At 74.4% G+C, this 25,719-nt stretch carries 26 protein-coding genes; 10 read left to right on the top strand and 16 right to left on the bottom strand.

Going from position 1 to position 25,719, the window contains the following annotated elements:
- The first annotated feature begins 291 nt into the window (after window positions 1–291).
- A complete protein-coding gene (lnt, locus tag IE295_RS28220) occupies window positions 292–1,845 on the top strand; it encodes an apolipoprotein N-acyltransferase (RefSeq protein ID WP_190066601.1) in 1,554 nt (517 codons plus the stop codon).
- On the opposite strand, the gene IE295_RS28215 is transcribed toward lnt, so the two are convergent.
- A complete protein-coding gene (locus IE295_RS28215; protein WP_190066600.1) occupies window positions 1,817–2,722 on the bottom strand; it encodes a Gfo/Idh/MocA family protein in 906 nt (301 codons plus the stop codon). The genes lnt and IE295_RS28215 overlap by 29 nt on opposite strands.
- Window positions 2,719–3,939, bottom strand: a complete 1,221-nt coding sequence (locus IE295_RS28210; protein WP_190066599.1) for an FAD-dependent monooxygenase — start codon at window positions 3,937–3,939, stop codon at window positions 2,719–2,721. Before IE295_RS28210 ends, IE295_RS28215 begins: the two co-directional genes overlap by 4 nt.
- Window positions 3,940–4,055: 116 nt before the next feature.
- On the opposite strand from IE295_RS28210, the gene IE295_RS28205 reads away from it, so the two are divergent.
- Together IE295_RS28205 and IE295_RS28200 are read left to right on the top strand one after the other, a co-directional pair.
- Window positions 4,056–4,685: a TetR/AcrR family transcriptional regulator gene (locus tag IE295_RS28205; RefSeq protein WP_190066598.1), complete on the top strand. Its 630-nt coding sequence runs from the start codon at window positions 4,056–4,058 to the stop codon at window positions 4,683–4,685.
- A 95-nt stretch (window positions 4,686–4,780) separates the two neighbouring features.
- The gene (locus IE295_RS28200; RefSeq protein WP_190066597.1) at window positions 4,781–5,470 is read left to right on the top strand and encodes a hypothetical protein; all 690 of its coding nucleotides are present in this window, start codon (window positions 4,781–4,783) and stop codon (window positions 5,468–5,470) included.
- A 91-nt stretch (window positions 5,471–5,561) separates the two neighbouring features.
- Here the strand turns inward: IE295_RS28200 and IE295_RS28195 are convergent, their stop codons facing one another.
- The 5 genes from IE295_RS28195 to IE295_RS28175 form a co-directional block, all read right to left on the bottom strand.
- Window positions 5,562–6,248, bottom strand: coding sequence for a uracil-DNA glycosylase (locus IE295_RS28195; protein WP_190066596.1), 687 nt, complete (start codon window positions 6,246–6,248; stop codon window positions 5,562–5,564).
- An 87-nt stretch (window positions 6,249–6,335) separates the two neighbouring features.
- Window positions 6,336–7,097 (bottom strand): SDR family oxidoreductase, encoded by a 762-nt coding sequence (locus IE295_RS28190; RefSeq protein WP_190066595.1) that lies wholly within the window; start codon window positions 7,095–7,097, stop codon window positions 6,336–6,338.
- A 17-nt stretch (window positions 7,098–7,114) separates the two neighbouring features.
- Window positions 7,115–7,876 carry a 3-oxoacyl-ACP reductase FabG gene (gene fabG / locus IE295_RS28185; RefSeq protein WP_190066594.1) on the bottom strand — a complete coding sequence of 254 codons (762 nt, stop codon included), beginning with the start codon at window positions 7,874–7,876 and terminating at the stop codon, window positions 7,115–7,117.
- A gap of 133 nt (window positions 7,877–8,009) precedes the next feature.
- Complete coding sequence (locus IE295_RS28180; RefSeq protein WP_086574892.1) at window positions 8,010–8,402, bottom strand: DUF3037 domain-containing protein; 393 nt, start codon at window positions 8,400–8,402, stop codon at window positions 8,010–8,012.
- Window positions 8,399–9,223, bottom strand: coding sequence for a HipA family kinase (locus IE295_RS28175; RefSeq protein WP_190066593.1), 825 nt, complete (start codon window positions 9,221–9,223; stop codon window positions 8,399–8,401). Before IE295_RS28175 ends, IE295_RS28180 begins: the two co-directional genes overlap by 4 nt.
- Window positions 9,224–9,317: 94 nt before the next feature.
- Between IE295_RS28175 and IE295_RS28170 the strand changes: the two genes are divergently transcribed.
- Window positions 9,318–9,773 (top strand): Rieske (2Fe-2S) protein, encoded by a 456-nt coding sequence (locus IE295_RS28170; protein WP_190066592.1) that lies wholly within the window; start codon window positions 9,318–9,320, stop codon window positions 9,771–9,773.
- Between the two features lie 59 nt (window positions 9,774–9,832).
- Here IE295_RS28170 and IE295_RS28165 read toward each other — a convergent pair whose 3' ends face one another.
- On the bottom strand, window positions 9,833–10,480 hold the full coding sequence (locus IE295_RS28165; protein WP_190066591.1) for a cysteine hydrolase family protein: 648 nt from the start codon (window positions 10,478–10,480) through the stop codon (window positions 9,833–9,835).
- 106 nt (window positions 10,481–10,586) lie between these two features.
- Between IE295_RS28165 and IE295_RS28160 the strand changes: the two genes are divergently transcribed.
- The gene (locus tag IE295_RS28160; protein ID WP_190066590.1) at window positions 10,587–11,054 is read left to right on the top strand and encodes a pyridoxamine 5'-phosphate oxidase family protein; all 468 of its coding nucleotides are present in this window, start codon (window positions 10,587–10,589) and stop codon (window positions 11,052–11,054) included.
- 81 nt (window positions 11,055–11,135) lie between these two features.
- Here the strand turns inward: IE295_RS28160 and IE295_RS28155 are convergent, their stop codons facing one another.
- A complete protein-coding gene (locus IE295_RS28155; protein WP_190066589.1) occupies window positions 11,136–12,056 on the bottom strand; it encodes a LysR family transcriptional regulator in 921 nt (306 codons plus the stop codon).
- Window positions 12,057–12,130: 74 nt separating this feature from the next.
- Between IE295_RS28155 and IE295_RS28150 the strand changes: the two genes are divergently transcribed.
- The gene (locus IE295_RS28150) at window positions 12,131–13,186 is read left to right on the top strand and encodes a DMT family transporter (RefSeq protein ID WP_190066588.1); all 1,056 of its coding nucleotides are present in this window, start codon (window positions 12,131–12,133) and stop codon (window positions 13,184–13,186) included.
- A 19-nt stretch (window positions 13,187–13,205) separates the two neighbouring features.
- Here the strand turns inward: IE295_RS28150 and IE295_RS28145 are convergent, their stop codons facing one another.
- Window positions 13,206–14,537: an aminotransferase class I/II-fold pyridoxal phosphate-dependent enzyme gene (locus IE295_RS28145; RefSeq protein WP_190066587.1), complete on the bottom strand. Its 1,332-nt coding sequence runs from the start codon at window positions 14,535–14,537 to the stop codon at window positions 13,206–13,208.
- Window positions 14,538–14,572: 35 nt separating this feature from the next.
- On the opposite strand from IE295_RS28145, the gene IE295_RS28140 reads away from it, so the two are divergent.
- Window positions 14,573–15,256 carry a pyridoxamine 5'-phosphate oxidase family protein gene (locus IE295_RS28140; RefSeq protein WP_190066586.1) on the top strand — a complete coding sequence of 228 codons (684 nt, stop codon included), beginning with the start codon at window positions 14,573–14,575 and terminating at the stop codon, window positions 15,254–15,256.
- Here the strand turns inward: IE295_RS28140 and IE295_RS28135 are convergent.
- The 4 genes from IE295_RS28135 to IE295_RS28120 form a co-directional block, all read right to left on the bottom strand.
- Complete coding sequence (locus IE295_RS28135; RefSeq protein ID WP_190066676.1) at window positions 15,229–16,269, bottom strand: DMT family transporter; 1,041 nt, start codon at window positions 16,267–16,269, stop codon at window positions 15,229–15,231. The genes IE295_RS28140 and IE295_RS28135 overlap by 28 nt on opposite strands.
- Before the next feature lie 262 nt (window positions 16,270–16,531).
- Entirely contained in the window at window positions 16,532–17,638 is a 1,107-nt protein-coding gene (locus tag IE295_RS28130; RefSeq protein WP_190066585.1) for an EamA family transporter, read from the bottom strand.
- Window positions 17,639–17,693: 55 nt separating this feature from the next.
- Window positions 17,694–18,224: a Clp protease N-terminal domain-containing protein gene (locus tag IE295_RS28125; protein WP_190066584.1), complete on the bottom strand. Its 531-nt coding sequence runs from the start codon at window positions 18,222–18,224 to the stop codon at window positions 17,694–17,696.
- 123 nt (window positions 18,225–18,347) lie between these two features.
- The gene (locus tag IE295_RS28120) at window positions 18,348–20,657 is read right to left on the bottom strand and encodes a glycoside hydrolase family 3 N-terminal domain-containing protein (protein WP_190066583.1); all 2,310 of its coding nucleotides are present in this window, start codon (window positions 20,655–20,657) and stop codon (window positions 18,348–18,350) included.
- Window positions 20,658–20,827: 170 nt separating this feature from the next.
- Between IE295_RS28120 and IE295_RS28115 the strand changes: the two genes are divergently transcribed.
- The gene (locus tag IE295_RS28115; RefSeq protein WP_190066582.1) at window positions 20,828–21,643 is read left to right on the top strand and encodes a PhzF family phenazine biosynthesis protein; all 816 of its coding nucleotides are present in this window, start codon (window positions 20,828–20,830) and stop codon (window positions 21,641–21,643) included.
- Between the two features lie 18 nt (window positions 21,644–21,661).
- On the opposite strand, the gene IE295_RS28110 is transcribed toward IE295_RS28115, so the two are convergent.
- Complete coding sequence (locus IE295_RS28110) at window positions 21,662–22,534, bottom strand: CPBP family intramembrane glutamic endopeptidase (protein ID WP_190066675.1); 873 nt, start codon at window positions 22,532–22,534, stop codon at window positions 21,662–21,664.
- A gap of 67 nt (window positions 22,535–22,601) precedes the next feature.
- Window positions 22,602–24,101, bottom strand: a complete 1,500-nt coding sequence (locus tag IE295_RS28105; protein ID WP_190066581.1) for a glutamate-cysteine ligase family protein — start codon at window positions 24,099–24,101, stop codon at window positions 22,602–22,604.
- Between the two features lie 489 nt (window positions 24,102–24,590).
- On the opposite strand from IE295_RS28105, the gene IE295_RS28100 reads away from it, so the two are divergent.
- A complete protein-coding gene (locus IE295_RS28100) occupies window positions 24,591–25,178 on the top strand; it encodes a hypothetical protein (RefSeq protein ID WP_190066580.1) in 588 nt (195 codons plus the stop codon).
- Between the two features lie 314 nt (window positions 25,179–25,492).
- Window positions 25,493–25,699, top strand: coding sequence for a DUF5999 family protein (locus IE295_RS28095; RefSeq protein ID WP_190066579.1), 207 nt, complete (start codon window positions 25,493–25,495; stop codon window positions 25,697–25,699).
- The last annotated feature ends 20 nt before the right edge of the window (window positions 25,700–25,719 follow it).

Raw genomic sequence — 25,719 nt, 5'->3', positions numbered from 1 at the left:
TTAGATCAAATCAAGTCATTTTTGCCTTACTTGAAGACCAGAAAGACTGAAACTTGCGCACCGTTGTCGGGGTTTTGGCCTCACGGTAGGCGATATTCCGGCCGCCCGGCACATGGCCGGATCCCGCTGGAGGGCCTGGTGTGCGGACGATCGAGGGGGCGCTGGGCATGTGCCATTCGCGCCCCCGCAATGCCCCCGCAACGCCGTCGCAGCGTGTCGCAGAGGGCGCCCCCTGTGTCCCGCCGCCTCACTGGCGCACACTGGTGACCGGCCGGAACGAGGGAGACGCGCATGGCGGTGACTGCGGGGCGGCGGGAGCGGCTCCTCGCCTCGTCCTGGTGGCGGGGAGCCGCCGCGATCGGCGCGGGCGCGCTGCCCGCCCTGACGTTTCCGGCACCGTCCTGGTGGTGGCTGGGGTACGTGGCGCTCGTGCCCTGGCTGCTCGTGCTGCGTTCGGCCACGACCGCCCGCCGCGCCGCGCTCCTGGGCTGGCTGGGCGGCGCCGGGTTCCTGCTGGCGGTGCATCACTGGCTGCTGCCGAGTCTGCATGTCTTCATTCTCGTACTGGCGGGCCTGCTGGGCCTGTTGTGGGTCCCCTGGGGGCTGCTCGCGCACCGGCTGCTGGGCGGCTCGCCCGGGCCCGGGCGGGTGGCGGCGGCCCTGCTGGTACTGCCGTCGGGGTGGCTGCTGGCCGAACTGGTGCGGTCCTGGGAGTACTTGGGCGGGCCGTGGGGCCTGCTCGGCGCGGGTCAGTGGCAGGTCGCCCCGGCGCTGCGGCTGGCCTCGGTGGGCGGCGTCTGGCTGGTCGGCTTCCTGCTGGTGGCGGTCAACGTGGCGCTGGCGGCGCTGATTTCGGCCCCCCGGGCCCGCAGGACGGCGCTGGGCGGCGTCCTGGCCTGCGGAGCGGTGGTCGGCTGGGTGTGGGCGTGGGCGCCCGTGCCGGAGCCGGCGGGCACGGTGCGCATCGCACTGGTCCAGCCGGGCGTGGTCGACGGGCCGGGCAGCGCGGGGCGCCGCTTCGACCGCGAGGAGGAGCTCACGCGGACGCTTGCGGGGCAGCGGGTGGACCTGGTGGTGTGGGGCGAGAGCAGCGTCGGACAGGACCTGGGCAGCCGGCCGGACCTGCGGGAGCGGCTGGCCGCGCTTTCCCGCACGGTCGGCGCGGACCTCCTGGTGAACGTCGACGCCCGGCGCTCGGACCGGCCGGGCATCTTCAAGAGCTCGGTGCTGATCGGCCCCGACGGACCGACCGGCGACCGCTACGACAAGATGCGGCTGGTGCCCTTCGGCGAGTACGTCCCCGCCCGCTCGCTGCTGGGCTGGGCCACGTCGGTGGGGAAGGCGGCCACCGAGGACCGCAGGCGCGGGGACGGGCCGGTGGTGATGCGGGTGCCGGGCGCGGGCGGCGGGCTGCGGATCGGCCCGCTTGTGTGCTTCGAGTCGGCGTTCCCCGACATGAGCCGGCGGCTGGCGCGCGACGGCGCCCAGCTGCTGGTCGCCCAGTCGGCGACCTCTACCTTCCAGCACAGCTGGGCGCCGTACCAGCACGCCTCGCTGGCCGCGCTGCGGGCGGCCGAGACCTGGCGGCCGATGGTGCACGCGACCCTGACCGGCGTGAGCACGGTCGCGGACGCCCACGGCCACCTGATCGGCGAGCGGCTCGGCCCGGACCGCTCCGCGGCCGCCGTCTACGACGTACCGCTGGCGCGCGGGACGAGCCCGTACGTACGGACCGGCGACTGGGTCCTGTACGGCTCACTCGCGGTCCTGGCCGTCACCTGTGCCGTCGAGGGACTGCGAAGGATCCGACGGACCGTCAGGAAGCCTGCTGCTGAACGAGAGTGACGACGCGTTCGCACAGCTCGTGGGTGCGCAGCGCGTCCTCGGCGTCGAGGGTGGACCCCGCCCGGACGGCGTCGAGGAAGGCGTGCGCGACCTGTTCGATGCCCCGCTGGCGGGCGACGGGGACCCAGTCGCCGCGGCGGCGGACGGTCGGCTGTCCCTTGTGGTCGATCACCTCGGCGAGGTTGAGGACCTGCCGCTTGGAGTCCTGGCCCGACACCTCGAGGATCTCCTCGGTGGAGCCGCTCATGCGGTTCATGGTGCCGATGGCGGTGAAGCCGTCGCCGGAGAGCTGGAGCACGACGTGGTGCAGCAGGCCGTCGCGCGTCCTCGACCGTACGTCGACGTGGTCGACGGGGCCCGGCGCGAGGAAGCGCAGGGTGTCGACGACGTGTATGAAGTCGTCGAAGACGAGGCTGCGCGCGGCTTCGGGGAGGCCGACCCGGTTCTTCTGCATCAGGATCAGGTCGCGCGGGTGCTCCAGGCACTGGGCGTACCCGGGCGCGTGGCGGCGGTTGAAGCCGACCGCCAGCGAGACCCTGCGCTCCCGGGCCAGGTGGACCAGCCGCTCGCTCTCCGCGTAGGAGTAGGCCAGGGGCTTGTCGACGTAGACGGGGACGTCCGCTTCGAGGAGGCGGGTGACGATCTCGGGGTGGGCCTCGGTGGGGGCGTGCACGAACGCCGCGTCGAGGCCGGCCGCGAGCAGGGAGTCGAGGTCGGTGTGGCGGTGGGCGTCGGGCACGCGGTAGGTGTCGGCGACCCGGTGGAGGGTGGCCGGCGTGCGGGTCTGCAGGTGCGGCACGAGGCCCGGGTGCGCGGCGAGCACGGGCAGGTACGCCTTCTGCGCGATGTCGCCCAGACCGATGCAGCCGACCTTCACTGTGCCTCCTGTGACGTGCGATTCGTCCGTTCCGTCTGTGCAGCATACGTGCGAACGGGCGGCCGCCAGTCGGCTATGCCGTCGAATCCGCGCAGCAGCGCTCCCGGGGCGAATCGGCTGACGGCGGCGATCCCGACGTCGCGCAGGGCGACCGCGGGGGCGGCGGTGAGCATGAACAGCCGTGCCGCCGAGGCCGAGCGGCGCACGACGGCGGTGGTGCGGGGCAGCCGGTCGCGGGTGTAGGCGGCCAGCGCGGACGCCGTGTCCGGCCGGCCGGAAGCCAGGTGGTGGGCGAGGACGACGGCGTCCTCGATGGCCTGGTTGCCGCCCTGGCCGAGGCTGGGGGCCATGGCGTGGGCGGCGTCGCCGACGAGGGCGGTGCGCCCGCGGTGGTGGGCGGGCAGCGGGTCGGTCATGTGATGGACGTCGTGACGGAGGACGTCGCCGGGGGTGATCGCGGCGAGGATGCCGGGGACCGGGGCGTGCCAGGTGCCGAAGCGGCGCAGGAGTTCGGCCTTCTCGTCGTCGGGTGCCCTGCTTCCCGCCGGGGCGAGGGCGGCGGCGTAGGCGTAGATCCGTCCGTCCTTCAGCGGCTGGGTGCCCCAGAGCCGGCCACGGCCCCAGGTCTCGTGGGGGGCGAACGGCCCTACGGGGGCGGGGGTGACGACCCGCCAGGTGGTGAATCCGGCGTAGGCGGGGCCGGGGTGGCCGGGGAAGAGGGCACGGCGCACGGCGGAGTGGATGCCGTCGGCGCCGACGACGAGGTCCGCCTCGATCTCGCCGTCGGAGGCGGTGACGACGGCGGGGCGGCCGGCATCACCGGGGTCGGCCAGGGAGGCGTCCTCTCCTGTGCGTATGGCCCCGTCGGGCAGGCGGGAGGAGAGCAGGCCGGCGAGGGTGGCGCGGTGCAGGAGGACCAGGGGGCCGCCGAAGCGCCGGGCCGCGGCATCGCTGTCGGTGCGCGAGAGCCAGCGGCCGCCCGGTGCCCGCAGCCCGCCGTCGCCCTGCCAGGCGGCCAGGGCCCGGACCTCGTCGCCCAGGCCGATGACGTCGAGGGCGCGCTGGGCATTGGGGGCGAGGGAGATGCCTGCGCCGACGGGCTCGAGGGAGGCGGCGCGTTCGAGGACGGTGACCCGCCAGCCCGTGCGGTGCAGGGCCACCGCCGCGGTGAGACCGCCGATTCCGGCACCGACGATCACGGCGTGGGGCTGTTCCATGGCTCCTCCTCGGCATGGGGGCGCGGACGGTCGCGAGGGCTCGACCCACGGGAACCGACCACTACAGGTGTAGTTGCAGGTTACTACGCCCGTAGTGGAACGGCTAGGTTGGACTCATGACCACGGAACGTCCCGCCGCCCCTCCCCCGGGCGCCGCCTCCCGCACCGAGCTCATCGCCGACACCGCCCTGGCCCTGCTCGCCGAACGCGGCATGCGCGGCCTGACCCACCGCGCCGTGGACGAGGCGGCGGGGCTGCCGCCGGGCTCGACGTCCAACCGGGCCCGCACCCGCGCGGCACTGCTGGAGGCCGCGGTGCGGCGGCTGGCCGTGCGCGAGGCGGCGGTGCTGGGCACCGCGGAGCTGCCGGACCCGGCGGGCGGCCCGGACGCGCTGGCCGAGGCGCTCGCGCCCGCCCTGCACGGCTCGCTGACCGGGCAGCGGGAGCTGCTGCTGGCCCGCTACGAGCTGGCGCTGGAGGCGGCCCGGCGGCCCGAACTGCGGGAGATCTACGACGCGACGGGGCGGGGCCACTTCCGGGAGCCGCTGGTGGCGCTGATGGCGGCGGCGGGATCGGCCGACCCGGAACGGCACGCGCTGTCCCTCATCGCCTGGTGCGAGGGGCTGATGTTCTCGTGCGCCGCGGGGTCGTACCACGCCGAGGTGCCCGGCGAGGCGCAGCTGCGCGCGGGGATGGCGGAGCTGCTGCACGGCATGCTCGGGCGCGGGCGGCGGGACGGGGGGTGACGGGGGTGCGGGACGGCGCGCGCCGAGGGCCGTGATCCCGCGCCACTCCGGCGGGGTGTTCACAACCGCTGTTGTCCGCCTGCAGGGTTGGGCGGGTGCAGCGAATGCCCGCGGCGGCGGTCCTGGTGGCGGTGGCGATGTCGGCCGCCGTCGGCTGTGTCTCCGTCTCCCCGCCCACCGAACGTACCGGTCCGCACCGCCTCACGCGCGGCGCCGCACCGGAGGACGGGCCGGGCCCCGCCCGGGAGTCCCTGGTCACCGTCGGGGGCGGCCCGGCGCGGGAGGGGTCCACGGACCCGGCGGCGCCGTCACCGGCCCTGCCCCCGGGACCGTCATGGGGTCCGGAGCACATCCGGCCGTGGGATCCGCCGTGGCTGCCCGGGCGGGATCCGGCCCGGGGCGCGGACGCCGGGCCGCGCCGTCCGGCCGGCCAGGCCGCCCCCGGGGAGCCCGCCCGGGAGGCGGAGCGCCCGGCCGGCTCCCCCGGCTCCGCGGCTCGCCCGCCCGCCGCCGGACCGGCCCCCGCCTCGCGGGAGGCACCCCCGGCTTCCGCCCCGCAGCGCCAGGCACCGCCGGCCGAGTCCCGGCGCGTGGAGCCCCGGCCCGATGCCGGCGAGCGCCGTGAGGCCCCGCGTCAGGAGGCCCCGCGCCAGGAGATGCCCGCCCCCGCCCCGGACCGGCGCGGCCAGAAGGGCCGTGGCGTCTGCGCCTTGGGCGACACCTACGGAAAGTGGCAGAAGGGCGAGGACGCGTCGCGGATCTGCCACCAGGTGTACGGCAACTGACCGGCCGGGCGCGCCCCGTACGAAACGGAGCCGCGCGCCCGGCGCGACCGGACCACGATCGAAACGCGATCGGGCCGCCATCAATTCGCGATCAGACGGCGAGGTTGGGGATCCGCCAGTCGATCGGCTCGTGGCCCTGGCCCGCGACCGCCTCGTTGATCTGCGTGAAGGGACGGCTGCCGAAGAACTTCTTCGCCGACAGCGGCGAGGGGTGGGCACCCTTGACCACGATGTGGCGCTCCTCGTCGATCAGGGGCAGCTTCTTCTGCGCGTAGTTGCCCCACAGCACGAAGACGGCCGGGTCGGGGCGGGCGGCCACCGCGCGGATCACCGCGTCGGTGAACTTCTCCCAGCCCTTGCCCTTGTGGGAGTTGGGCTCCCCGCCGCGCACCGTGAGCACGGCATTGAGCAGCAGGACGCCCTGCTCGGCCCACGGCATCAGATAGCCGTTGTCGGGGACGTCGTAGCCGAGCTCCTCGCCCATCTCCTTGTAGATGTTGCGCAGGGAGGGCGGCGTCTTGACGCCCGGGCGCACCGAGAAGCACAGGCCGTGCCCCTGGCCCGCGCCGTGGTACGGGTCCTGGCCGAGGATGAGGACCTTCACCCGGTCGTACGGGGTGGCCTCCAGGGCGGCGAAGACCTCCCCGCGCGGCGGGTACACCGGCGCCTTCGTCCTCTCGTCCTCGACGAAGTCGGTGAGCTCCTTGAAGTAGGGCTTCTCCAGCTCCTCGCCGAGGACACCGCGCCAGGACTCGGGCAGCATGTCGGTGACGGTCACGGGGCAACCTCCGGGTTCGCTTTCGTTCTCGGAGGAGAACTTACCGGCGACCACTGACAACGCCCGCCGCGGAGGTCCCCCGCCCGCTCAGACCCCGGCGTTGAGGAAGAGCCCGCCGTCCACGACGAGGGTCTGCCCGGTGATCCACCCGGCGGCGTCGGACAGCAGGAAGGCCGCCGCACCCCCGATGTCCTCCGGCACGCCCAGCCGCCCGAGCGGGTAGGAGGCCGCGGCCTCCTCCTCGCGCCCCTCGTAGAGGGCCGCCGCGAACTTCGTCTTCACCACGGCCGGGGCGATGGCGTTGACCCGCACGCCCGGCGCGAATTCGTGCGCGAGCTGCAGGGTGAGGTTGATCATGGCGGCCTTGCTCACGCCGTACGCGCCGATGAACGGCGAGGGGGCGACCCCGGCGATGGAGGCGATGTTGAGGATCGCCCCGCCGTTGTCCTTCTGCCAGGCGTGCCAGGTCCGCTGGGCGAAGCCGAGCGCCGAGACGACGTTGGTCTCGAAGACCTTGCGGGCGACGGCCAGGTCGAGGTCGGCCAGGGGGCCGAACACCGGGTTGGTACCGGCGTTGTTGACCAGGTAGTCGACGCGGCCGAAGGCCTCCATGGCCCGCTCGACGGCCACCGCCTGATGGTCCTCGTCGTGCGCCTTGCCGGGTACGCCGACCGCCTGCCGGTCGCCGAGCCGCTCGACGGCCTCCTTGAGGGCCTCTTCGTTGCGGCCGGTGATGACGACCCTGGCGCCACGGGCCACGAGGGCCTCGGCGACGCCGAAGCCGATGCCGCGGCTGGCCCCGGTGACGAGGGCGACTCTTCCTTCGAGCTCGCGCTCCTGAGCGTTCATCCGTCCTGCCCCTTTCGTCAGTTGAGCGGGCCGCCGGCCACGTACATGACCTGGCCGGAGACGTAGCCGGCCTGCTCGCCGGTGAAGAAGGCGATGGCGTGGGCGACGTCCTCGGGCTCGCCGACGCGCTGCACCGGGATCTGGGTGGCCGCCGCGGCGCTGAAGTCCTCGAAGCTCATGCCGACCCGGGCCGCGGTGGCGGCGGTCATCTCGGTGGCGATGAAGCCGGGGGCGACGGAGTTGGCGGTGATGCCGAACTTCCCGAGCTCCTTGGCGAGGGTCTTGGTCAGGCCCTGCATGCCGGCCTTGGCGGCGGCGTAGTTGGCCTGGCCGCGGTTGCCGAGGGCCGAGCTGCTGGAGAGGTTGACGATCCGGCCGAAGCGCGCGTCCACCATGTGCTTCTGGCAGGCGCGCGACATCAGGAACGCGCCCCGCAGGTGCACGTTCATGACGGTGTCCCAGTCGCTGTCGCTCATCTTGAACAGCAGGTTGTCGCGCAGGACGCCCGCGTTGTTCACGAGGATGACGGGCGCGCCGAGGGCGTCCGCGATGCGGGCGACGGCTGAGTCCACCTGGGCGGAGTCGGAGACGTCGCAGCCGACGGCCAGGGCCCGGCCGCCCGCCGCGGTGATCTTCTCCACGGTGTCCGCGCAGGCCGCCTCGTCGAGGTCGAGGACGGCGACCGCGCGGCCCTCCGCGGCCAGGCGCACGGCGGTCGCCGCGCCGATGCCTCGGGCCGCGCCCGTGACGACGGCCACGCGCTGCTCGGTGGTGGACATGCGGTTCTCCTCACCTGAAGGCGGTTCCCCGGCCGCCGGGGCAGCAGGTGAGCAACCGCTTAGTAACGTCCGACGATCAGACGCTAGAAGCCCCGCCACCCCCTGTCAACGCCTGCGGCGCGCCCGCCCGGCGTCACCGCACCAGCAGGTCGAGGAGGCGTTCGGACTCGCTCTCGGGGTCGGCGGTCAGGCCCGTGTGCACCGGCCCGGGCTGCACGACGGTGCTGCGGGGCGCGATCAGCCAGCGGAAGCGCCGGCCCGCGTCGTCGCAGGCCGCCTGGCCGGCCCGTTCCCCGCCGGCGCAGACGCCCTCCACGGCGTGCAGCGCGGCCCGTACGCCCGCGACGTCCGCCGCCGGGTCGAGGGCCAGCAGGCGGGCCTCGTCCAGGTGGACGCGGGCGGCGACGTAGGACTTCGCCTGGCAGTAGACGACGATCCCGGCGTTGATCTGCTCGCCGCGCTCCACGCGGGGAACGACGCGCAGCAGCGCGTACTCGAAGACGTCGCGTCCGTTGTGCCGGGTCACTGCGGGGCCTTTCCGTTCAGCCTCACGCGCACCCACTCGGGCGCCTGCGAGGGTTTGTCGGCGGAGCGCTCGCCGACGGTGATGCGCTCGCCGATGACGGCGGCGCGTTCGAGCAGCACCTCGACGTAGGCCCGGCGCAGGGCGTCCGGGCTGTCGAAGCCCGGCTCGCCGGCCAGCCACGCGTCGGGCACGTCGGCCGCGGCCGCGGCCAGCAGTTCCTCGGTGACCCGGGGGGCCAGCTCGGCCGCGGCGCCGGCGACGTCCGGGGCGAAGGTGGCCAGGACGTGGTCGGAGGCGTCGTACGCCTTGCCGGCCGCGGCGGCCGCACTCGGCCAGTTGTGGTGCCAGATCATGGTGGCGCCGTGGTCGATGAGCCACATCCGGCCGTGCCAGACCAGGAGGTTGGGGTTGCGCCAGGAGCGGTCGACGTTGTTGATCAGGGCGTCGAACCACACCACGCGCCCGGCCTCGGCCGGGTCGGTCTCGAAGGCGAGCGGGTCGAAGCCGAGGGCGCCGGGCAGGAAGTCCATGCCGAGGTTGGGCCCGCCGCTGGCCTTGAGCAGCGCCTGCACCTCGGGGTCGGGTTCTCCGCGGCCGATGACCGGGTCCAGCTCGAGGACGGCCAGCTCGGGGACGCGCAGGCCCAGCCGGCGGGCCAGCTGTCCGCAGATGACCTCGGCGACCAGCGTCTTGCGGCCCTGGCCCGCGCCGGTGAACTTCATGACGTACGTCCCGAGGTCGTCGGCCTCGACGATGCCGGGGAGCGAGCCACCCTCGCGCAGGGGCGCGACATAGCGGGTGGCCGTGACATGGGGGAGCATCGTCCCAGGTTACTCGGCGTCTGAACGCCCAGGGCCGCCGATCCGTATGAGTCCTCGACCCAGCTGCCCCACCGGATACAGCAAAGGATCGATCATGACGCATCCCGCATCCGCCCAGGCCGGCCCCGCCCGTCGCGCCGTCGTCGCCACGGCCGGTGTCTGTGGCCTGGCTACCCTGCTCGCCGCCTGCGGCGGCTCGGACGGCAAGAAGGAGAACGCCCAGGACGGCGAGAAGGGCGGCGGGGCCGCGCAGCCGGGGGCCGGGGCGGCCCTGGGCAGGGCGGCGGACATCCCCGAAGGCGGCGGGAAGGTCTTCCCGGACCGCAAGGTGGTGGTCACCCAGCCGTCGAAGGGCGAGTTCAAGGCGTTCTCGGCGGTGTGCACCCACCAGGGCTGCCTGGTGAAGGAGGTCGCGGACGGAACCATCAACTGCCCCTGCCACGACAGCAGGTTCTCGGTGACCGACGGCAGCGTGCGCGGCGGGCCGGCGCGGCAGCCGCTGCCGGCGCGCAAGGTGTCGGTGAACGGGGACTCCCTCACCCTGGGCTGAGGGGGACTCCCTCGCTCCGGGCTGACAGGAGCGGTCCGCCGCGCCCCTCGCCGGCCGCCTCAGCCGCTCCGCCGCCGTCGCTGCCGCCAGGCGCGCAGCAGGGCGTCGGTGGTGGTGAGGGCGGCCACGTGCGCGAGGGTGTGGCGGACCATCGCCGCCGTGTAGTCGGCGGGCACTCCGGCGATGGCGTCGGAGGGGACGACGGCCGCGTAGCCGAGGTTGACGGCGTCGAAGACCGCGTTGGGGACGGCGACGTTGGCCGAGACCCCGGTGACGATCAGGGTGCGGCAGCCGAGGTTGCGCAGCACGGCGTCCAGGCCGGTGCCGGCCAGCGGCGAGAGCCCGTGCAGCCGCCGCAGGACCAGGTCGCCGTCCCCCACCGGGATCGGCTCGGCGACCCGGACGGCCAGGGTGCCGGTCAGCTGTTGCACGGGGAGCCGTTCGACGGCGCGCAGGAGAGGGGCGTTGCGCCCGGCGCCGCGGCCGTCGGGGCGGCGCTCGGCGATGGCGTGCACGACCTGGACGCCGGCCTCGTGCGCCCCGGCGACGAGGCGGGCGACGTTGACCAGGGCGCCCGAGGCGCGGGCGACGGCGGCGAGCTCGGGCAGGGCGCTGTCGGGGCCGACGACGCCGCGCTGGCACTCGACGGTCAGCAGCACGGTGGTCGCCGGGTCGCTCTCGTCGGCGGGCTGTTCCTTCGGCGCCATGGTGCGGGTGAGGCTAGCGGGCATTGCGCGGCGGGGGAAGAGGGCCCATGCTGTGGGCCACATGCTTTCTGACGGGTAGTCAGCTACGCGGAGGGTGGGGTGCGCGATGGCCGGCACACAGCGACGCGGCCGCCGGATCATGATGACGCCGGCGGAGCTGGACGCCTTCCTCACCGGACAGCGCGTCTGCCGGGTGGCGACGGCCGGCCCGGGCGGCCGTCCGCACGCCAGTGCCCTGTGGTACGCGTGGGACGGCCGGGCCCTGTGGCTGTACTCCCTCACCCGCAGCCGACGCTGGGCCGACCTGCGGCGCGACCCGCGCGTGGCGGTGGTCGTCGACGACGGCCACGCATACGGGGAGCTGCGCGGGGCCGAGCTGTCGGGCACGGCGGTGCCGGTCGGTGAGGCGCCGCGCTCGGGCGGGGCGTGCCCGGAGCTGGAGGAGGCGGAGCGGCTCTTCGCCGGCAAGTACTTCGGCCTGGCCGCCATGCCGCACGACGGCCGGCACGCCTGGCTGCGACTGGTGCCGCGGACGGTCGTCTCATGGGACTTCCGCAAGCTCGCGGGCGGCTAGGGGCCATTCCGGCGCGGTCCTGTCCGGCACGGCCCATCCGGCACGGCTGCCTTGTCCGGCCCAGTCCTATCCGGCGCGGTCCTATCCGGCGCGGTCCTGGCGGGCGACGGCCGCGCCGGAGGAGCGCAGCGCGTCGACGGCGGCCCGGATCGAGGGCCTGCGGCCCGCGTCCGCCCGCCAGATCGCGTACACATGGCGGCACATCGTGTGCCGTACGGGCACCACGCGCACCCCCTCCGGCACCGGCCCCCGGCCCAGGCGCGGCGCGACGGCGACGCCCAGGCCGGCGGCGACGAGGGCGAGCTGGGTGTGGTGCTCCTCGGCCATGTGCGAGATGCGGGGCTCGACGCCCTTGCCGCGCAGGGTGAGCATCAGCCAGTCGTGGCAGAACTCGCCCTTGGGCCAGGAGATCCACTCGTCGTCCGCGAAGTCCTCCAGCGCGACGTGGTCACGACCGGCGAGCGGGTGGCCGGCGGGGACGGCGACGTCGACGGGGTCGTCGAGGAGCCACTCCTTGGCCAGCTCGGCCGGGACGGGCAGGGGCTTGTTGTACCAGTCGAGGACCACGGCGAGGTCGATGTCACCGCGCACCACCCGCGGCACGGCGTCGTCCTGCTCCATCTCCTCCAGTCGCAGGCGCAGCTGGGGGTGGTCGCGGCGCAGTCCGGCGAGGGAGGTGGGGAACAGGCCGCGGGCCGCGGTGGGGAAGGCGCCCAGCAGCAGTTCGCCGACGGCCTGGCCCTGCTGGGCCTCCAGGTCGGCCTGGGCGAGCTCCACCTGGGAGAGGATGCGCGAGGCGTGCTCGGCGAGCAGCCGCCCGGCATCGGTGAGGCGCACGCCCCGGCCGTTCTTGGCGAGCAGCCGCTGTCCGGTCTCGCGCTCCAGCTTGGCCAGCTGCTGGGAGACGGCCGAGGTCGTCACGTGCAGCCCGTCGGCCGCGGCGCTGACGGAGCCGTGGCGGGCGACGGCGTTGAGGGTGCGCAGGCGCTCCAGATTCAACATGTAAGCGATGCTACGCGGTCTTGCGTAAATATATTTGCTTGTTCTAATTGGTACGGCCCTGCATCGTAGTCATCATGAGCACCGCCGCCACGCCCGGATCCTCCGCCGCCCCTGCCGCCCGCCCCACCGTGGACTGGCGCATACGGTTCGGCGTCCTGTCCCTCATATGGGGCTTCAGCTTTCTGTTCATCAAGGTCGGCACCGACGGCTTCGCCCCGCTGTACGTCTCCTTCGGCCGGATGTTCTTCGGGGCGGCGGTGCTCCTGGTGACGCTGCTGGTCACCCGGCAGCGGCTGCCCCGCCGGGGCCGGACGTGGGCGCACCTGACCGTCGCGGCCTTCCTCTGCAACGCCCTGCCGTTCACGCTCTTCGCCTACGCCGAACTGAGCATCTCCACCACCCTGGCGGGCATCTGCAACGCCACCACCCCGCTGTGGGGCATGCTCCTCTCGCTCGTGGCCCTCTCCGAGGACCGGCCGACCCGGCGCCGCTTCGCCGGGCTGGGCCTGGGCTTCATCGGCGTGCTCACCGTGCTCGGCGCCTGGCAGGGCTTCTCGGGCCAGGACGCCGAGGGCACCCTGCTGGCCCTGATCGCGTCGCTGAGCTACGCCGTCGGCTGGATCTACGTCCGGCGCACCCTGTCGGACACCGGCGACTCCCACCTGGCGAAGTCCGGCAGCCAGCTGCTGCTGGGCGCCGCCCAGCTCGCCGTCGTCGCCCCGCTGTTCAGCCCGCTGCCGTCCTCCTTCCCCGTCGTGCCGCTGCTGGCGGTCTTCGCGCTGGGCGCGCTGGGCACCGGGCTCGCCTTCCTCCTGCAGTACGCGCTGGTGGCCGAGGTCGGGCCGACGACCGCCACCATGACCACCTACTTCATCCCCGTCGTCGCGACGGCGGCGGGCGTCAGCCTCCTCGGCGAGGACCTGACCTGGAACACTCCCGTCGGAGCCCTGATCGTCCTGGCCGGCGCGGCCCTCACCCAGAGCCGGGGCGCCGGCACGGGCACGTCCCGGACGGCGGCCCGCTCGGAGGACGAGGCCGCTGCCACCGCCCGAACCGAGACCGCCCCGGAGACCGCCGTCGTCCCGGAGACCGCCGCCGTCGCGGAGGCCGAGGCGGCCGCCCGGCCGTAGCACGCCGACGGCGCACCCTTCAGTCGTAACGCCCCGCGGGCACCGGGACGGTCGCGGACGCCAGCGCGTCCGCGACCGTCCCTATCTCGTCCGGGGACAGCGAGGAGACGGTGACCCGCACCCCGGGCGGGGAGCCGAGGCGGAAGCGCGCCCCGGGCGCCACCGCCCAGCCCGCCTGCAGCAGCCGCGCCACCGCGCCCGTCTCGTCCGGCACCGGCAGCCACACGTTCACCCCGCTGCGCCCGTGCGCCGTGATCCCCCGCTCCCGCAGCGCCGCCAGCAGGGCGTCGCGGCGCCGCCCGTACGAGGCCGCCACCGCCCGCTGGTCCACGGCCCCCTCACGCCACAGGTGCAGCACGGCGTCCTGCAGCAGATGGCTCACCCAGCCGTGCCCCAGCCGCTGCCGCCCCAGCACCCGGTCCACGGTCACCGCGTCGCCGGTGAGCACCGCGAGCCGCAGGTCGGGGCCGTAGGCCTTGGCGACCGAACGCACCAGCGCCCAGTGCGTGGTGGCCCCGGCCAGGGAGTGCAGCGGCAGGTCGACGAAGCCGTGGCCGTGGTCGTCCTCGATGAGCAGCACCCCGGGATGGCCGGAGAGCACGGCGCGCAGCTCGCGGGCGCGCGCCTCACCGATCGCCGCTCCCGTGGGGTTCTGCGCCCGGTCGGTGACGACCAGCGCCCGGGCGCCCGCGCGCAGCGCGCGCTCGGCCTCCCCGGGAAGGGGGCCGTCGTCGTCGACGGCGACGGGAACGGGCCGCAGCCCGAGCGCCGGCACGAGGTCCAGGAGGCTTCCCCAGCCCGGGTCCTCGACGGCGACGGCGTCCCCGGGGCGCAGGTGGGCGCTCAGCACCCGCTCGATGCCGTCCAGCGCTCCCGAGGTGACCGCCACCGGCCCCTCGGGAACGCCCTCCTCGGTGAAGGCCGCGCGGGCCATCCGCTCCAGCTCGCTGTCCACGGCCGGGGTGCCGTAGAGCACGGGAGCGGTGCGGGAACGGGCGGCAGCGGCGGCGAGCGCCTCTTCGAGCGGGGGCAGCAGGGCCGGGTCGGGATTGCCGCTCGAGACGTCGCGCACCCCCTCCGGCGCCTCCACCCGCAGCATCTCTCGGGGCGTGCTGGCCGGGCGCGGCCGCACCCGGCTCCCTCGGCGGCCCGCAGTCTCGATCACCCCACGGTCGCGCAGCGTGCGGTACGCGGACGCGACGGTGTTGGGATTGACGCCCAGCTCGACCGCCAACTCCCGCAACGGAGGCAGCAGTTCACCCGGGGCCAGTCTGCCTTCACCGACCGCCCGCTCCACGCTCGCGGAAATGTCCGCTGCGCGACGACCCTCGATCCGATACTCTCCTAGCACAAACAACACTATGCACTAGTTCAATGGAGAGCGCAATGCCTGCTTCCACGGTTCCCGGGCAGTACGAGAAGACCGAGCGCACCACCCCCACCCGTGCCCGCGAACGCGCCTCCTACGACCGCGAGCAGGTCCACGCGATACTCGACGCCGGCTACGTCTGCCACCTCGGCTTCGTCCGCGACGGCGCCCCCGTCGTCCTGCCCACGCTCTACGGCCGGATCGGCGAGCGCCTGTACGTCCACGGCTCGACCGGCTCGCGGCCGCTGCGCGCCGCGGACCGCAGCGGGGAGGAGGGGATGCCCGTGTGCGTCACGGTCACGCACGTCGACGGCCTGGTCCTGGCCCGCTCGGCGTTCCACCACTCCCTCAACTACCGCTCCGTGGTGGTGCACGGCCGGGCCCGGCGGGTCACCGACCCGGCCGAGCTGACCGCCGCCCTCGACGCGCTGGTGGACCAGGTCGTGCCGGGCCGGGCGGCCGACTCCCGCCCGGCGTCGCCCAAGGAGCTGGCCGCCACGGCCGTGCTGTGCCTCGACCTCGAGGAGGTCTCGGCCAAGGTCCGCACGGGCGGCCCCAACGACGACCCCGAGGATCTCGCGCTGCCGCACTGGAGCGGTGTCGTCCCCGTGACCACGGCCTACGGAGCCCCGGTCCCGGCGGACGACCTCGCCCCGGGCATCCCCGCGCCGGCCTACCTCACCGGCCTCGCCGACCGCTGAGCGGCACCCTCCCGCTCCACCGGCCGGGCAGCACAGGCCGGTTCCACCGGCGCGGCGGCCGGCCCTGCCGACGCGAGGGCAGGTTCCACCGGCACGGCGGCGGGCGCTCCGCGCGTCTCCGCGACGGCCAGCGCGGCCACCGCGCCCAGCAGCACGGCCGTGCCGAGCAGGGTCGGCGCGGTCAGCCGCTCACCGAGCAGCCCCACCGCGACGGCCGCCGCCGTCACCGGCTCCAGCAGCGTGATCACGGTGACCGTGGTGGCCCGTACCGCCGCCAGCCCCGCGAAGAACAGCCCGTACGACAGCGTCGTGGGGACCGCCACCAGATAGGCCATCAGCCCCAGCGTGCGTCCCAGCCCCTCCGCCCGGGGCCACAGGCCCTCGGCCGCGGCCAGGGGCAGCAGCGACACGGTCCCCACCGCGAAGGACGTCAGCGTCGTGGTGAACGCGTCGGCGCCCCTCCCCCGGCGGCCCAGGTAGCGCCCGTAGAGGGTGACCACCGCATAGCCGGCCGCCGACAGCAGCCCCATGGCGGCGCCCAGCGGACGCACCGCGTCCGTACCGGCGCCGCCCAGCATCAGCACCGCCAGCCCGGCCAGCGCCCCGGCGACGGCCACGCCGCCGCCCACGCCCAGCCGCTCCCCCATCAGCAGCCTGCCGCCCAGCGCCACCACCACGGGCGCCGCGCCCTGCGTGATGACCGTGCCGACGGCCGTTCCGGTCCCGGCGACGGCACCGAAATAGGCGGCCTGAAAGACGGTCAGGCCCAGGCCGGTGATCAGGACGCGGGCCACCCGGTGACGCGCCGGCTCCTGCGGCCGTGCCGGGCCGGTGCGGCGGGGCAGCAGGGCACGGACGGCCAGCAGCAGGACGAGGCCGCCGGCCATCCGCCAGAAGGTGAGCGCGACGGGGCCCAGGCCGCTGCTGTCGAAGGCCAGCGCGGCGGTTGCGCCCGCCGTGCCCCAGCCGACGGCGGCGACGGTGACGCAGGCCAGGCCGCGGCCGACGGACATCGCGGCCGTGCCGCCCGGCAGCGCGCCGCCGGGGCGGTCGTCGCCGGCCGTGCCGGCGGGGTGGCCGCCGCGTTCAGGGCAGGCCGAAAGAGCGGAGTTGTGCATGACTGTTCTCCCGCGGAAGACGTGGATGATCGCGTGATCCCGTCTGCGGGCAGCGGCGATCGGCCGGGGAGGTCGTCCCCGGCTCCGGTCCTCCGGTAGCGGCCGCCCGCGCTAGGCGGCGGGAGGCGGCAGAACAGTCATCGGCATGATCGTCAGACTAGGCCGGACGGGTGTCGCCGGACAACTCCCGGCCGCCCGACAACTCCCGTCCGCCCGACGCCTCAAGCCCGGCGGGCACGTCAAGCCCGCCGGACGCCTCAAGCCCGGCGGACGCCTCAAGCCCGGCGGATGCATCCGGCCCGGCGGGCACGCCCTCGGCCGCCCCGCCCCCCGCGGCCACCGGCCCGTCCGACGCCGCCTTGGGCGTGGAGCTCTGGGCGATGAGGGCGCCCATCAGCACCAGCCCCCCGCCCACCAGCTGCGGCCCGGACAGGTGCTCGCCCAGCAGCACCCACGCCAGCACGGTGGCGACGACGGCCTCCAGGCAGGCGACGACGCCGGCGACCTGCGGGGAGAGGTGACGCACGGCCAGCACTCCGGTGAGGTAGGCGGCCACCGTCGCGACGAGCACCACCCAGCCCAGCAGCAGCGCGGCCGGCACCTCGGTGCCGTTCATGTCGGCGGCCCCGGCCAGCACGGTCCAGTCCATCTCCCAGGGGCGCGCGACGGCGGTCAGCAGCAGGGCGCCGATGAGCAGGCCGTACGCGATGACGCCGAAGGGGTCGGCGGGGGCCTCGCCGTCGGTGCCGTGGTCGGACAGGACGAAGTAGCCGACCTGGCAGCAGGCCGCGCCCAGGGCCAGCACCAGGCCCAGGGCGTCGAAGCCGAGCCCGGACCACACTTCGACGACGCAGGCGAGCCCGCCCACCGCGAGGACCACGCCCACCGCCGCGGCCCGGCTCACCGGACGCCGCTGGACGAACCGCACCCAGCCCAGCAGCAGCGCGGGCCCCAGGTACTCCAGGAGCAGGGCGACGCCCACCGGGATCCGGGATATCGCGGCGAAGTAGCAGGCCTGCACGCCGGCGACGGCCAGCAGTCCGAAGCCCGCGAGCAGCGCGGGCCGGCGTATGAGGAGGGCGCGATGGCGCCAGGCGAGGGGCAGCAGCACCAGGGCCGCGCCGGCCACGCGCAACCACACCACGTGGAGCGGATCCAGCCCCGCCTCGATCAGCGGCTTGGCCGCCACACCCGATCCACCGAACGCCAGCGCGGACGTCAGGGCAAGGCCCAGCCCCGCGCTTCTCCCAGAAGTCGCTTGCATCGCTGCATCATGGCAGTAATGGACATGACCGTCACTAGCGATGGTCCTGTCGTGATCAGCGGCACTCGGGACAGGCGTGTTCCGCCAGCACCGAGGCCAGCGCGGCGGTGTCGACGCCGGCCCGGCGCAGCACGTCGACCGCCCGGCAGCGGGGGTCGCGCACCAGTGCGGCGAGCAGGTCGAGCCCCTCGACCCGGCCGGCGCCGCGTGCGCGGGCCCGGTCGCGGGCGTGGCGCATGGCGCCGGACGCGGCGGGCGACCAGCCGGCCGCCCTGCCGCCGGCCAGGACGGGCAGGGCGGCGGAGTCCTCGACGGTGCCGCTCCAGCGCAGGCCGTAGCCGATGGTGCGCTGGACCAGGTAGCCGAGCAGCCGGGCGACCTGGGCGGGCCCGCCGTGGAAGGCGCGGCGCGTGGCGGGGTCGGCCTCGAGGAGCGTGTGCAGCAGGTGGGCGGTGTCGGCCTGACGGTCGCCGTCGCGCGCGGCGCGCCTGCGGGCGCCCGAGACCGCCGAGGCCAGCTCCGTGCTCAGCGGAAGCTCGCTCGCGGCCCCGGACCGTCCGGTGTCGGCTGGTGTACGGCTTTGCACCCTCCCACCCCATCAGTCCCGTGTGATGAGAGCATCCCCGGAGGGTTGCATTCGCGCATCCGACGCGGGTTGGGTACGCCGGCCGTCCCGTCATCCTTCAGAAGGAGGGATGACGGGTCCGTCTCAGGGGCGCGCGGGCCCGTCCTGCGCGCCCTGCGTGATCGTCAGGGTGGCCGTGCGCGCCCCCGCGCTGACGATGTACGTGCCCGGCTCCACCCGCGGCGTCCCCGCTCCGTCGAGGTCGCCCGGGGTCACCTCGAGCGCCCGGGCCGGGACGGTGAGCCGCACCGTGCGCGACTCCCCCGCCCTCAGATGCGTCCGGGTGAAGGCCACCAGCCGGCGCGGCGGCGCCAGGACGCGGCTCACCGGCCGCGACACGTACACCGGTACGACCAGATCGCCGTCGCGCCCGCCGGTGTTGGCGACCCGCACCGTCACGGACACCTCCCGCCCGGCCGGGACGGTGGCCGCGTCCAGGCCGATGGCCTCGAAGCGGTAGGAGGTGTAGGAGAGGCCGTCGCCGAAGTCGTACGCCACGTCGTGCGCGGACTCCGCGCCCGCGTTGGTGCCCGGCAACTGCTGGTAGTACAGCGGTTCGTTGCCGGTCCGGCGGGGCCAGGAGACCGGCAGCCGCCCGCCGGGGTTCACGCCGCCGAACAGCACGCCGGCGACGGCGTGGCCGCCCTCGGTGCCCGGCAGCCAGGACATCAGCAGCCCTTCCGTGCCGGCCGCCTCGCCCAGCACCAGGGGGCGCCCGGCGAGCACGACCACGACGACCGGCCGGCCGCTCTCCTCCAGGGACCTCACCAGCTCCCGCTGGTCCGCCGGGAGCTCCGGCCGGGGGCTGTCGGCCGCGCCCTCGGCGGCCGGCCGCTCGCCGACGACCACGACGGTCGCGTCCGCGGTACGGGCCTGCCGCACGGCGTCGGCGGCATCGCGGGCCCGTACCACGCGGGTACCGGCGGGGGCGGCCGCCTCGATGCCCGCGAGCACGGTCGTACCGGGCACGTTCACCCCCTCGGGCACCCGGTGCCAGCCGACGGTCCAGCCGCCCGTCTGGGCGGCGATGTCGTCCGCGTACGGGCCGGCGACGACGATCTTCCTGACCGACGGCCCGAGCGGCAGGACGTTCCCCTCGTTGCGCAGCAGCACCTGCGAGCTCTCCGCGGCCCGGCGGGCCGTGTCGCGGTCGGCGCCCAGGACCTCTTGGTCCGCCCGTCCGGCGTCGGCGAACGGCCGCTCGAAGAGCCCGAGCGTGAATTTCAGCCGCAGGACGCGTCCGGCGGCCTCGTCGATCCGCCGCGGGGAGACGAGGCCGTCGCGGACGGCGGCGCGCAGTCCCTCGGTGAACTCGCCGGCTTCGTAGGGCTCCATCGCCATGTCCACCCCGGCGTTGACCGCGAGGGCGATGGCGTGCGGGTAATCCGCCGCCACCTTGTACCTCGTCCACAGCGCCCGCACGTCCTGCCAGTCGCTGACGGTGACCCCGGCGAACCCCCACCGCTGCCGCAGGATCGTCGTCAGCAGGTGGCGGGAGGCGGTCGCGGGCACGCCGTTGACCGCGCCGGAGTTGACCATCACGCTCTTCGCCCCGGCCTCGACGGCCGTGCGGTAGGGGGCGAGGAGGGTGTCCTGGAGGTAGCGGAGGGAGACGTCGGCGGGCACCCGGTCGTGGCCGTTGGCGGGTTCGGAGTAGCCGCCGAAGTGCTTGACGGTGGACGCGACGTCCTTGGCGCCGTGCGCGCCCTCGGTCCCGCGCACGGCCGCGGCGGCCAGGGCGCCCGCGAGCAGCGGGTCCTCACCGAACGTCTCGTAGTAGCGCCCCCAGCGCCGGTCGCGGGCCAGGTCGGCGACGGGGGCGAAGTTCCAGTCGATGCCGGTCGCGGCGACGGCCCGGGCGGTGGCCCCGGCGCAGTCGCGCACGAGCGCCGGGTCCCAGGCCGCGGCGAGGCCGATCTGGTGGGGGAAGACGGTCGCGCCGAGGACGCTGTGGTGGCCGTGGACGGCGTCGATGCCGTAGAGCACGGGAACGCGCAGCCGGCTGTGGTCCAGGGCGTACTTCTGAACGGCGTTGACCATGCGGGCCCACGCGCGCGGCGTGTTCACCGGCGGGCCCATGCCGCCGCCGGAGATCACCGAGCCGACCGCATGGTCGTGGAGCACGGTCCGCAGGCAGGCCTCGGTGAGCTCGCCGCCGCTCTCGCGGCAGTCCCCCTGCAGGCGGACGACGGCGATCTGGGTCATCTGCCCGATCTTCTCGTCGAGCGTCATGCGGCCCAGCAGGTCGCGTACGCGGGCGTCCGTGCCGGCCCGCGCGTCACGGTAGAGCGGCTCGCCGCCCGCACCGGCCGGGAAGCCGGCGAGCAGGGCGGCGCAGACGGCGACGGCCGCGAGGGCGACGGCGGGGCGTACGGGGCGCGGGCTCGGGGCCATGGCCGGGCTCCGTTTCTGTCGGACCGGATCCGGAGTCTGGCCAGCTGCTGACGGCCGGTCAAGGAACCCCGCGGGGCGGCGGCCAGGATCCGTCGAGCAGTCCACACATCAGTCCAGTTTTCTGCGATTGGCCATGGCCTGTGGCTCCTTCGCGCCTCTACGCTCCGGCCATGAAGATCCGCATCGTCGACGCCTTCACCGACCGTCCCTTCGCCGGCAACCCGGCCGGGGTCATGCTCTTCGACACCGGCGCCTTCCCCGGCGACGACCGGCTGCGGCAGATCGCCGCGGAGGTCAACCTCTCCGAGACCGCCTTCGCCCACCGCCTGCCCGAGGCAACGCCGCACGCCGACTGGGCGCTGCGCTGGTTCACCCCCACGACCGAGGTCGACCTGTGCGGCCACGCCACGCTCGCCACGGCCCACGTCCTGCACACCACGGGCATGGCCACCGGAACCGTCCGCTTCGCCGCCCGCTGCGGCGTCCTGACCGCGACCGCCCACGAGGACGGCCGGATCACCCTGGACTTCCCCACCTCGCAGCTCACGCCGATGACGGTCCCCGGACTGGCCGAGGCCCTGGGCGCGACGCCCCTGCAGGTCCTCGACACCAGCGAGCACATCGGCGACCTGGTGGTGGAGCTGGCCGACGAACAGGCCGTGCGCGCCCTCGCCCCGGACCTCGCGGCGCTGGCACGCGCCTCCCGCCGGGGCGTCATCGCCACCGCCGCCGCCGAGGACCCCTCGCGCGGCTACGACTACGTCTCGCGCTGCTTCTTCCCGAACGTGGGCATCGACGAGGACCCCGTCACCGGCAGCGCCCACACCGCGCTGGCCCCCTTCTGGTCCGCCCGGCTGGGCCGTGACGACCTCACGGGCCTGCAGGCCTCCGCCCGCACCGGCCTCGTCCGCACCGCGCTGCGCGGCGACCGCACGCTGCTGACCGGTTCGGCCGTCACCGTCATCGACGGGGAACTGCTCGCCTAGGTGGACCGGGGCCGCGGGTCAGGCCGTGGGCAGCCAGGCCACCTTGCCCGCGAGCAGCGCGTACCCGACGAACGCCACGATGTCGATGAGCGCGTGCGCGGCGACCAGCGGCCCCACCCGCCCCCACCGGCGGTAGCACAGGACGAACACCACGCCCATCACCATGTTGCCGACCAGGCCGCCGATGCCCTGGTAGAGGTGGTACGAGCCGCGCAGCACCGCGCTCGCGGCCAGGGCGGCCGCCGGGGTCCAGCCCAGTTGCCCGAGCCTGCGCAGCAGGTAGCCGACGACCACGACCTCCTCGAGCACGGCGTTCTGCAGGGCCGAGGCGATCAGCACGGGCAGCTTCCACCACACGTCGGGCAGGTTCTCCGGCACCACGGTCAGGTTGAAGCCCGCTGCCCGCACGGCGAGGTAGAACAGCAGCCCGCTGCCGCCGACGGCCGCGGCGAGAGCGGCGCCCCGGGCGAGGTCCAGGCCCGGCCGCCGGCGGTCGAGGCCGATGGCCCGCAGCGCGCCGCCCCCGGGCAACTCGCGCGCGAGCAGGTGGACGACGAGCAGCACCGGCACCAGCGCGGTCGCGATGCCGAAGACCTGCCAGGCGAGGTCGAGCCAGGGCCGGCCGGGGGCGTGCGAGGCGTTGAGGGTGGCGGCCTGGTCCTTGAGCCCGCCGGGGCGGGTGACCGAGCCGACGAAGCTGATCAGCGACGACACCGCACTGGCGCCGAGCGAGAGCGCGAGGACGATCAGTATCTCCGCGCGCAGCGTCCGCCGGGGCAGCCCGCCCTCCGACGGCCCGCCGCCGGACGGCCCTTCGCCGGCCGCCTTCGTCCCGGCGCCCGCCTCACCGTCTGGAGCGTTGTGCCGCACCCTCGTCTCCCGCCTGCCCATGGTCACGGTCGTCACAGCTTGCCCGACGACCCGGTGGCGGTACGAACAGGGGGTGCGGCGGGCCGCGTCAGGCGATGCCCACCGGCCAGGTGTGCACCGGCTCGCCCGTGCGCATCAGTTCGCAGTAGCGCCGCGTGGTGGCGGCCAGGGCGAGCCGGCGGTCCAGCCCGCGCTCGCGCGCCCGGTGATAGGTGTCCGCCTGCCAGGACGCTCCGTTGACGCCGCGCCGGCAGCGCTCCTCGATGACTCCCAGGTAGTGGTCGCGGTCGGCGGGCTCGACGCCCCAGGCGTCGAGCCCGGCCGCGGCCAGCGGCAGCAGCTCGTCGCGGACGAGCCGCACGGCGGGCACCCGCGCCGGGGTGCCGCCGCGCCCGGGCCGGGGCCAGCGCAGCACGGCGTCGATGCCGTGGCGGCAGGCGAGGTCGAAGTTCTCGGCGGCGACCTCGAACGGCAGCCGGGTCCACACCGGCCGGGACTCCTCGGCGAGCGCCCTGACCAGGCCGTAGTAGAAGGCGGTGTTGGCCATCACGTCGGTGACGGTGGGCCCGGCGGGCAGCACCCTGTTCTCCACGCGCAGGTGGGGGACGCCGTCGGCGATCCCGTAGACCGGGCGGTTCCAGCGGTAGACGGTGCCGTTGTGCAGGGTGAGTTCGTGCAGCCAGGGCACCCCGCCCTCGTCCAGCACGCGCAGCGGGTCCTCGTCGGCGGAGATGGGCAGCAGGGGCGGGAAGTAGCGGAGGTTCTCCTCGAACAGCTCGTACGCCGAGGTGATCCAGCGCTCCCCGAACCAGGTGCGCGGCCGCACGCCCTGGACCTGGAGCTCGGGCGGGCGGGTGTCGGTGGACTGGACGAACAGCGGGGGCCTGGACTCCCGCCACAGCTCCCGCCCGAAGAGGAACGGCGAGTTGGCGCCGACGGCTATCTGCGCGGCGGCGACGGCCTGCGCGGCGTTCCACACGGCGGCGAACCGGCCGGGGGTGACCTGCAGGTGCAGCTGGACGGAGGTGCAGGCGGCCTCGGGGGTGATGGAGCGGGCGGTGCAGGTCAGGTGCTCGACGCCGTCGATGTCGATGGTGAATTCCTCGCCCCGGGCGGCCACCACCTGGTCGTTCAGGAGGAAGTAGCGGTCGGCCGCGGAGAGGTTGGAGGAGACCAGGTCGGCGCTGGTGAGCGTCGGCAGGATACCGATCATGACGATTCCGGAATCGACCTCCATGGCCCTGCGGTCGGCGTACGACAGGGCGGTGCGCATCTCTTCCGCGAGCTGGTCGAGAACCCGGCCCGACAGCCGGTGCGGGACGATGTTCACTTCCAGGTTGAAACGCCCGAGTTCGGTCTGGAAATCCCCGCTCGCGATACGCTCGAGCACCTCCGCATTCACCATGCTCGGCATGCCGTCGGAGCCCGCGAGATTCAGCTCGATCTCCAGCCCCATGAGATTCCGGGGGCGATCGAATCGCTTCTCCTCCAGCAGCCTCGCCAACCCTTCCAGGCACTGCCGGAGCTTGTCCCGGTACCGCCGGCGGTCGGCGAGGTCGAACCCCATGGCCGCGACCTTCTCACCCATTCAAGCGTCCCTCCCTCAACCGGGTCGCCCATGGCGCCGGCCGCCTTGTCACGGTCGATGATGCCCAGACGGGACGATCCATAACGCCTCGCGGCGACCGCATACCCGGTAGGCTTCCCCCGAGCGCACTCCGGCACATTCCGTCGGCATAACGGGGACCCCCGACTGCGGCGCAATGCGCTGGTGATAAACACCGATGAGATCCGGCCTACCGTATGCGAAGGGAACGCCGAGGTCACGCGCGCAAAGAGGCCACAAAATCACCGAAATCACCCCTGGAACGCGCCCCGATTTCCCCTTGCCGGAAATGCTGCGGACAGCTAGGCGAAACACTGTGTGAACACGTGTCGTATAAACTCCGTAATGAGGCAGAGAGTAGGCGTCCCCGGAGTCGGTCCGGCCCCCCTCTGACCCCGTTCCGCTCGCCGACAGCGTCGTCGCACCTGCCCAGCTCCACCGTGTGTCTCCCAAAGCGAGAGGCGACTCACCATGCCGCTGCATGTCCCCCCTGCGCCCGCGCCTGCCCTCCGCAGCGTCCTCACGGCCCTCGGTTCCCCCACCGCCGTCCGCGAGGCCCGCACGCCTTCCCTGCGGTCCGCCCGCACTCCGCTCACCGCCGAACTCCCGCTGCCCGTCCATGTGCTGGAGCGCGTCACCGCGCGCGGCGGGACGCCCCGCACCCGGCTCTCGGGCTGGCGCTTCCTGATCACGGAGGACGGGCGGGCGGTGGCCGCCGGCGAGGCGCGGCCCACGCCCGACGGCTGGGCGTTCTCGCACTTCTTCGAGGGCCCGTACCTCGCCTCCACCGAACTGGCCCTGCGGCAGGCCGAGGCGCTGACCACGCCGTACCAGCCGCGGCTGCTGTCGGTGCCCGAGCTCTACATGCTCACCCTCTGGCTGCACGCCGACGTCGCGGCCGACGCCACCTCGGAGCTCTTCGCGCCGGGCGACCTCCTCGTGCCGCTCGCCCCCGCGCCCCCGGGCATCGCCGCGCACCGTCCCCACCGGGCCAGCGATCTGCTGCCCGTCCTCACCCGCCGGCTGGCCCCCGGCCCACAGCTCAAGGCGACCGCCTGAGCCAAGATCGCCACCCTCCGCCCCGCGCCCCCGGAGTCCGAGGGGGCGCGGGGCGTATCTCTGCCCCCATCTCTCACCCCACCGGACTAGTCCACTGCGGCCATGCCGAACCCCCCAAAGGGACTGCGGAGTTGGAAGCAACCGCCCGCATGGGTGATGCGTCATCCTCCTGTGAGGAGCGTCACGGTGAAATGCCTGCGGAACGAGGCCCGTGGGGCAACACTGGGACCGACCGACGATTCACTACGGGGGGCGGCATGACCAACGCATCGAGCCGCAGGACAGCCACCACATCAGAGCGAAAGATCCCTTCCATGTGCCAGCACCAGCCCACGTGCCCGTCAGCCGACTCCGCCGACCGGGAGGCCGCCCACCTCGTGGCCACCTACCCGGAGCAGGGATGGAGCCTGCTGTGCAACGGCGTCCTCTGCTTCGAGGACACCGGTGAGCTGCTGCCGGACGGGCAGATCATCGCCCCGCACCGGTCGCTGGGCACCGACCACGTGGTGACCGCCGCCTAGCGGCGCGCCACGCGGCACGG

Source organism: Streptomyces griseocarneus (assembly GCF_014655595.1).
Taxonomy (GTDB): domain Bacteria; phylum Actinomycetota; class Actinomycetes; order Streptomycetales; family Streptomycetaceae; genus Streptomyces; species Streptomyces griseocarneus.
Note: the sequence above shows the minus strand (reverse complement) of the source record. Positions and strands in the feature narration are given on the sequence as shown.

What these genes read in the sequence shown, in the direction of transcription:
- lnt (WP_190066601.1), top strand. Translation starts at nt 292, where the DNA reads ATGGCGGTGACTGCGGGGCGGCGGGAGCGGCTCCTCGCCTCGTCCTGG.
- IE295_RS28210 (WP_190066599.1), bottom strand. Translation starts at nt 3,939, where the DNA reads ATGGAACAGCCCCACGCCGTGATCGTCGGTGCCGGAATCGGCGGTCTC.
- IE295_RS28205 (WP_190066598.1), top strand. Translation starts at nt 4,056, where the DNA reads ATGACCACGGAACGTCCCGCCGCCCCTCCCCCGGGCGCCGCCTCCCGC.
- IE295_RS28190 (WP_190066595.1), bottom strand. Translation starts at nt 7,097, where the DNA reads ATGAACGCTCAGGAGCGCGAGCTCGAAGGAAGAGTCGCCCTCGTCACC.
- fabG (WP_190066594.1), bottom strand. Translation starts at nt 7,876, where the DNA reads ATGTCCACCACCGAGCAGCGCGTGGCCGTCGTCACGGGCGCGGCCCGA.
- IE295_RS28175 (WP_190066593.1), bottom strand. Translation starts at nt 9,223, where the DNA reads ATGCTCCCCCATGTCACGGCCACCCGCTATGTCGCGCCCCTGCGCGAG.
- IE295_RS28170 (WP_190066592.1), top strand. Translation starts at nt 9,318, where the DNA reads ATGACGCATCCCGCATCCGCCCAGGCCGGCCCCGCCCGTCGCGCCGTC.
- IE295_RS28165 (WP_190066591.1), bottom strand. Translation starts at nt 10,480, where the DNA reads ATGGCGCCGAAGGAACAGCCCGCCGACGAGAGCGACCCGGCGACCACC.
- IE295_RS28160 (WP_190066590.1), top strand. Translation starts at nt 10,587, where the DNA reads ATGGCCGGCACACAGCGACGCGGCCGCCGGATCATGATGACGCCGGCG.
- IE295_RS28155 (WP_190066589.1), bottom strand. Translation starts at nt 12,056, where the DNA reads ATGTTGAATCTGGAGCGCCTGCGCACCCTCAACGCCGTCGCCCGCCAC.
- IE295_RS28150 (WP_190066588.1), top strand. Translation starts at nt 12,131, where the DNA reads ATGAGCACCGCCGCCACGCCCGGATCCTCCGCCGCCCCTGCCGCCCGC.
- IE295_RS28140 (WP_190066586.1), top strand. Translation starts at nt 14,573, where the DNA reads ATGCCTGCTTCCACGGTTCCCGGGCAGTACGAGAAGACCGAGCGCACC.
- IE295_RS28135 (WP_190066676.1), bottom strand. Translation starts at nt 16,269, where the DNA reads ATGTCCGTCGGCCGCGGCCTGGCCTGCGTCACCGTCGCCGCCGTCGGC.
- IE295_RS28130 (WP_190066585.1), bottom strand. Translation starts at nt 17,638, where the DNA reads ATGCAAGCGACTTCTGGGAGAAGCGCGGGGCTGGGCCTTGCCCTGACG.
- IE295_RS28120 (WP_190066583.1), bottom strand. Translation starts at nt 20,657, where the DNA reads ATGGCCCCGAGCCCGCGCCCCGTACGCCCCGCCGTCGCCCTCGCGGCC.
- IE295_RS28115 (WP_190066582.1), top strand. Translation starts at nt 20,828, where the DNA reads ATGAAGATCCGCATCGTCGACGCCTTCACCGACCGTCCCTTCGCCGGC.
- IE295_RS28110 (WP_190066675.1), bottom strand. Translation starts at nt 22,534, where the DNA reads ATGGGCAGGCGGGAGACGAGGGTGCGGCACAACGCTCCAGACGGTGAG.
- IE295_RS28105 (WP_190066581.1), bottom strand. Translation starts at nt 24,101, where the DNA reads ATGGGTGAGAAGGTCGCGGCCATGGGGTTCGACCTCGCCGACCGCCGG.
- IE295_RS28100 (WP_190066580.1), top strand. Translation starts at nt 24,591, where the DNA reads ATGCCGCTGCATGTCCCCCCTGCGCCCGCGCCTGCCCTCCGCAGCGTC.
- IE295_RS28095 (WP_190066579.1), top strand. Translation starts at nt 25,493, where the DNA reads ATGTGCCAGCACCAGCCCACGTGCCCGTCAGCCGACTCCGCCGACCGG.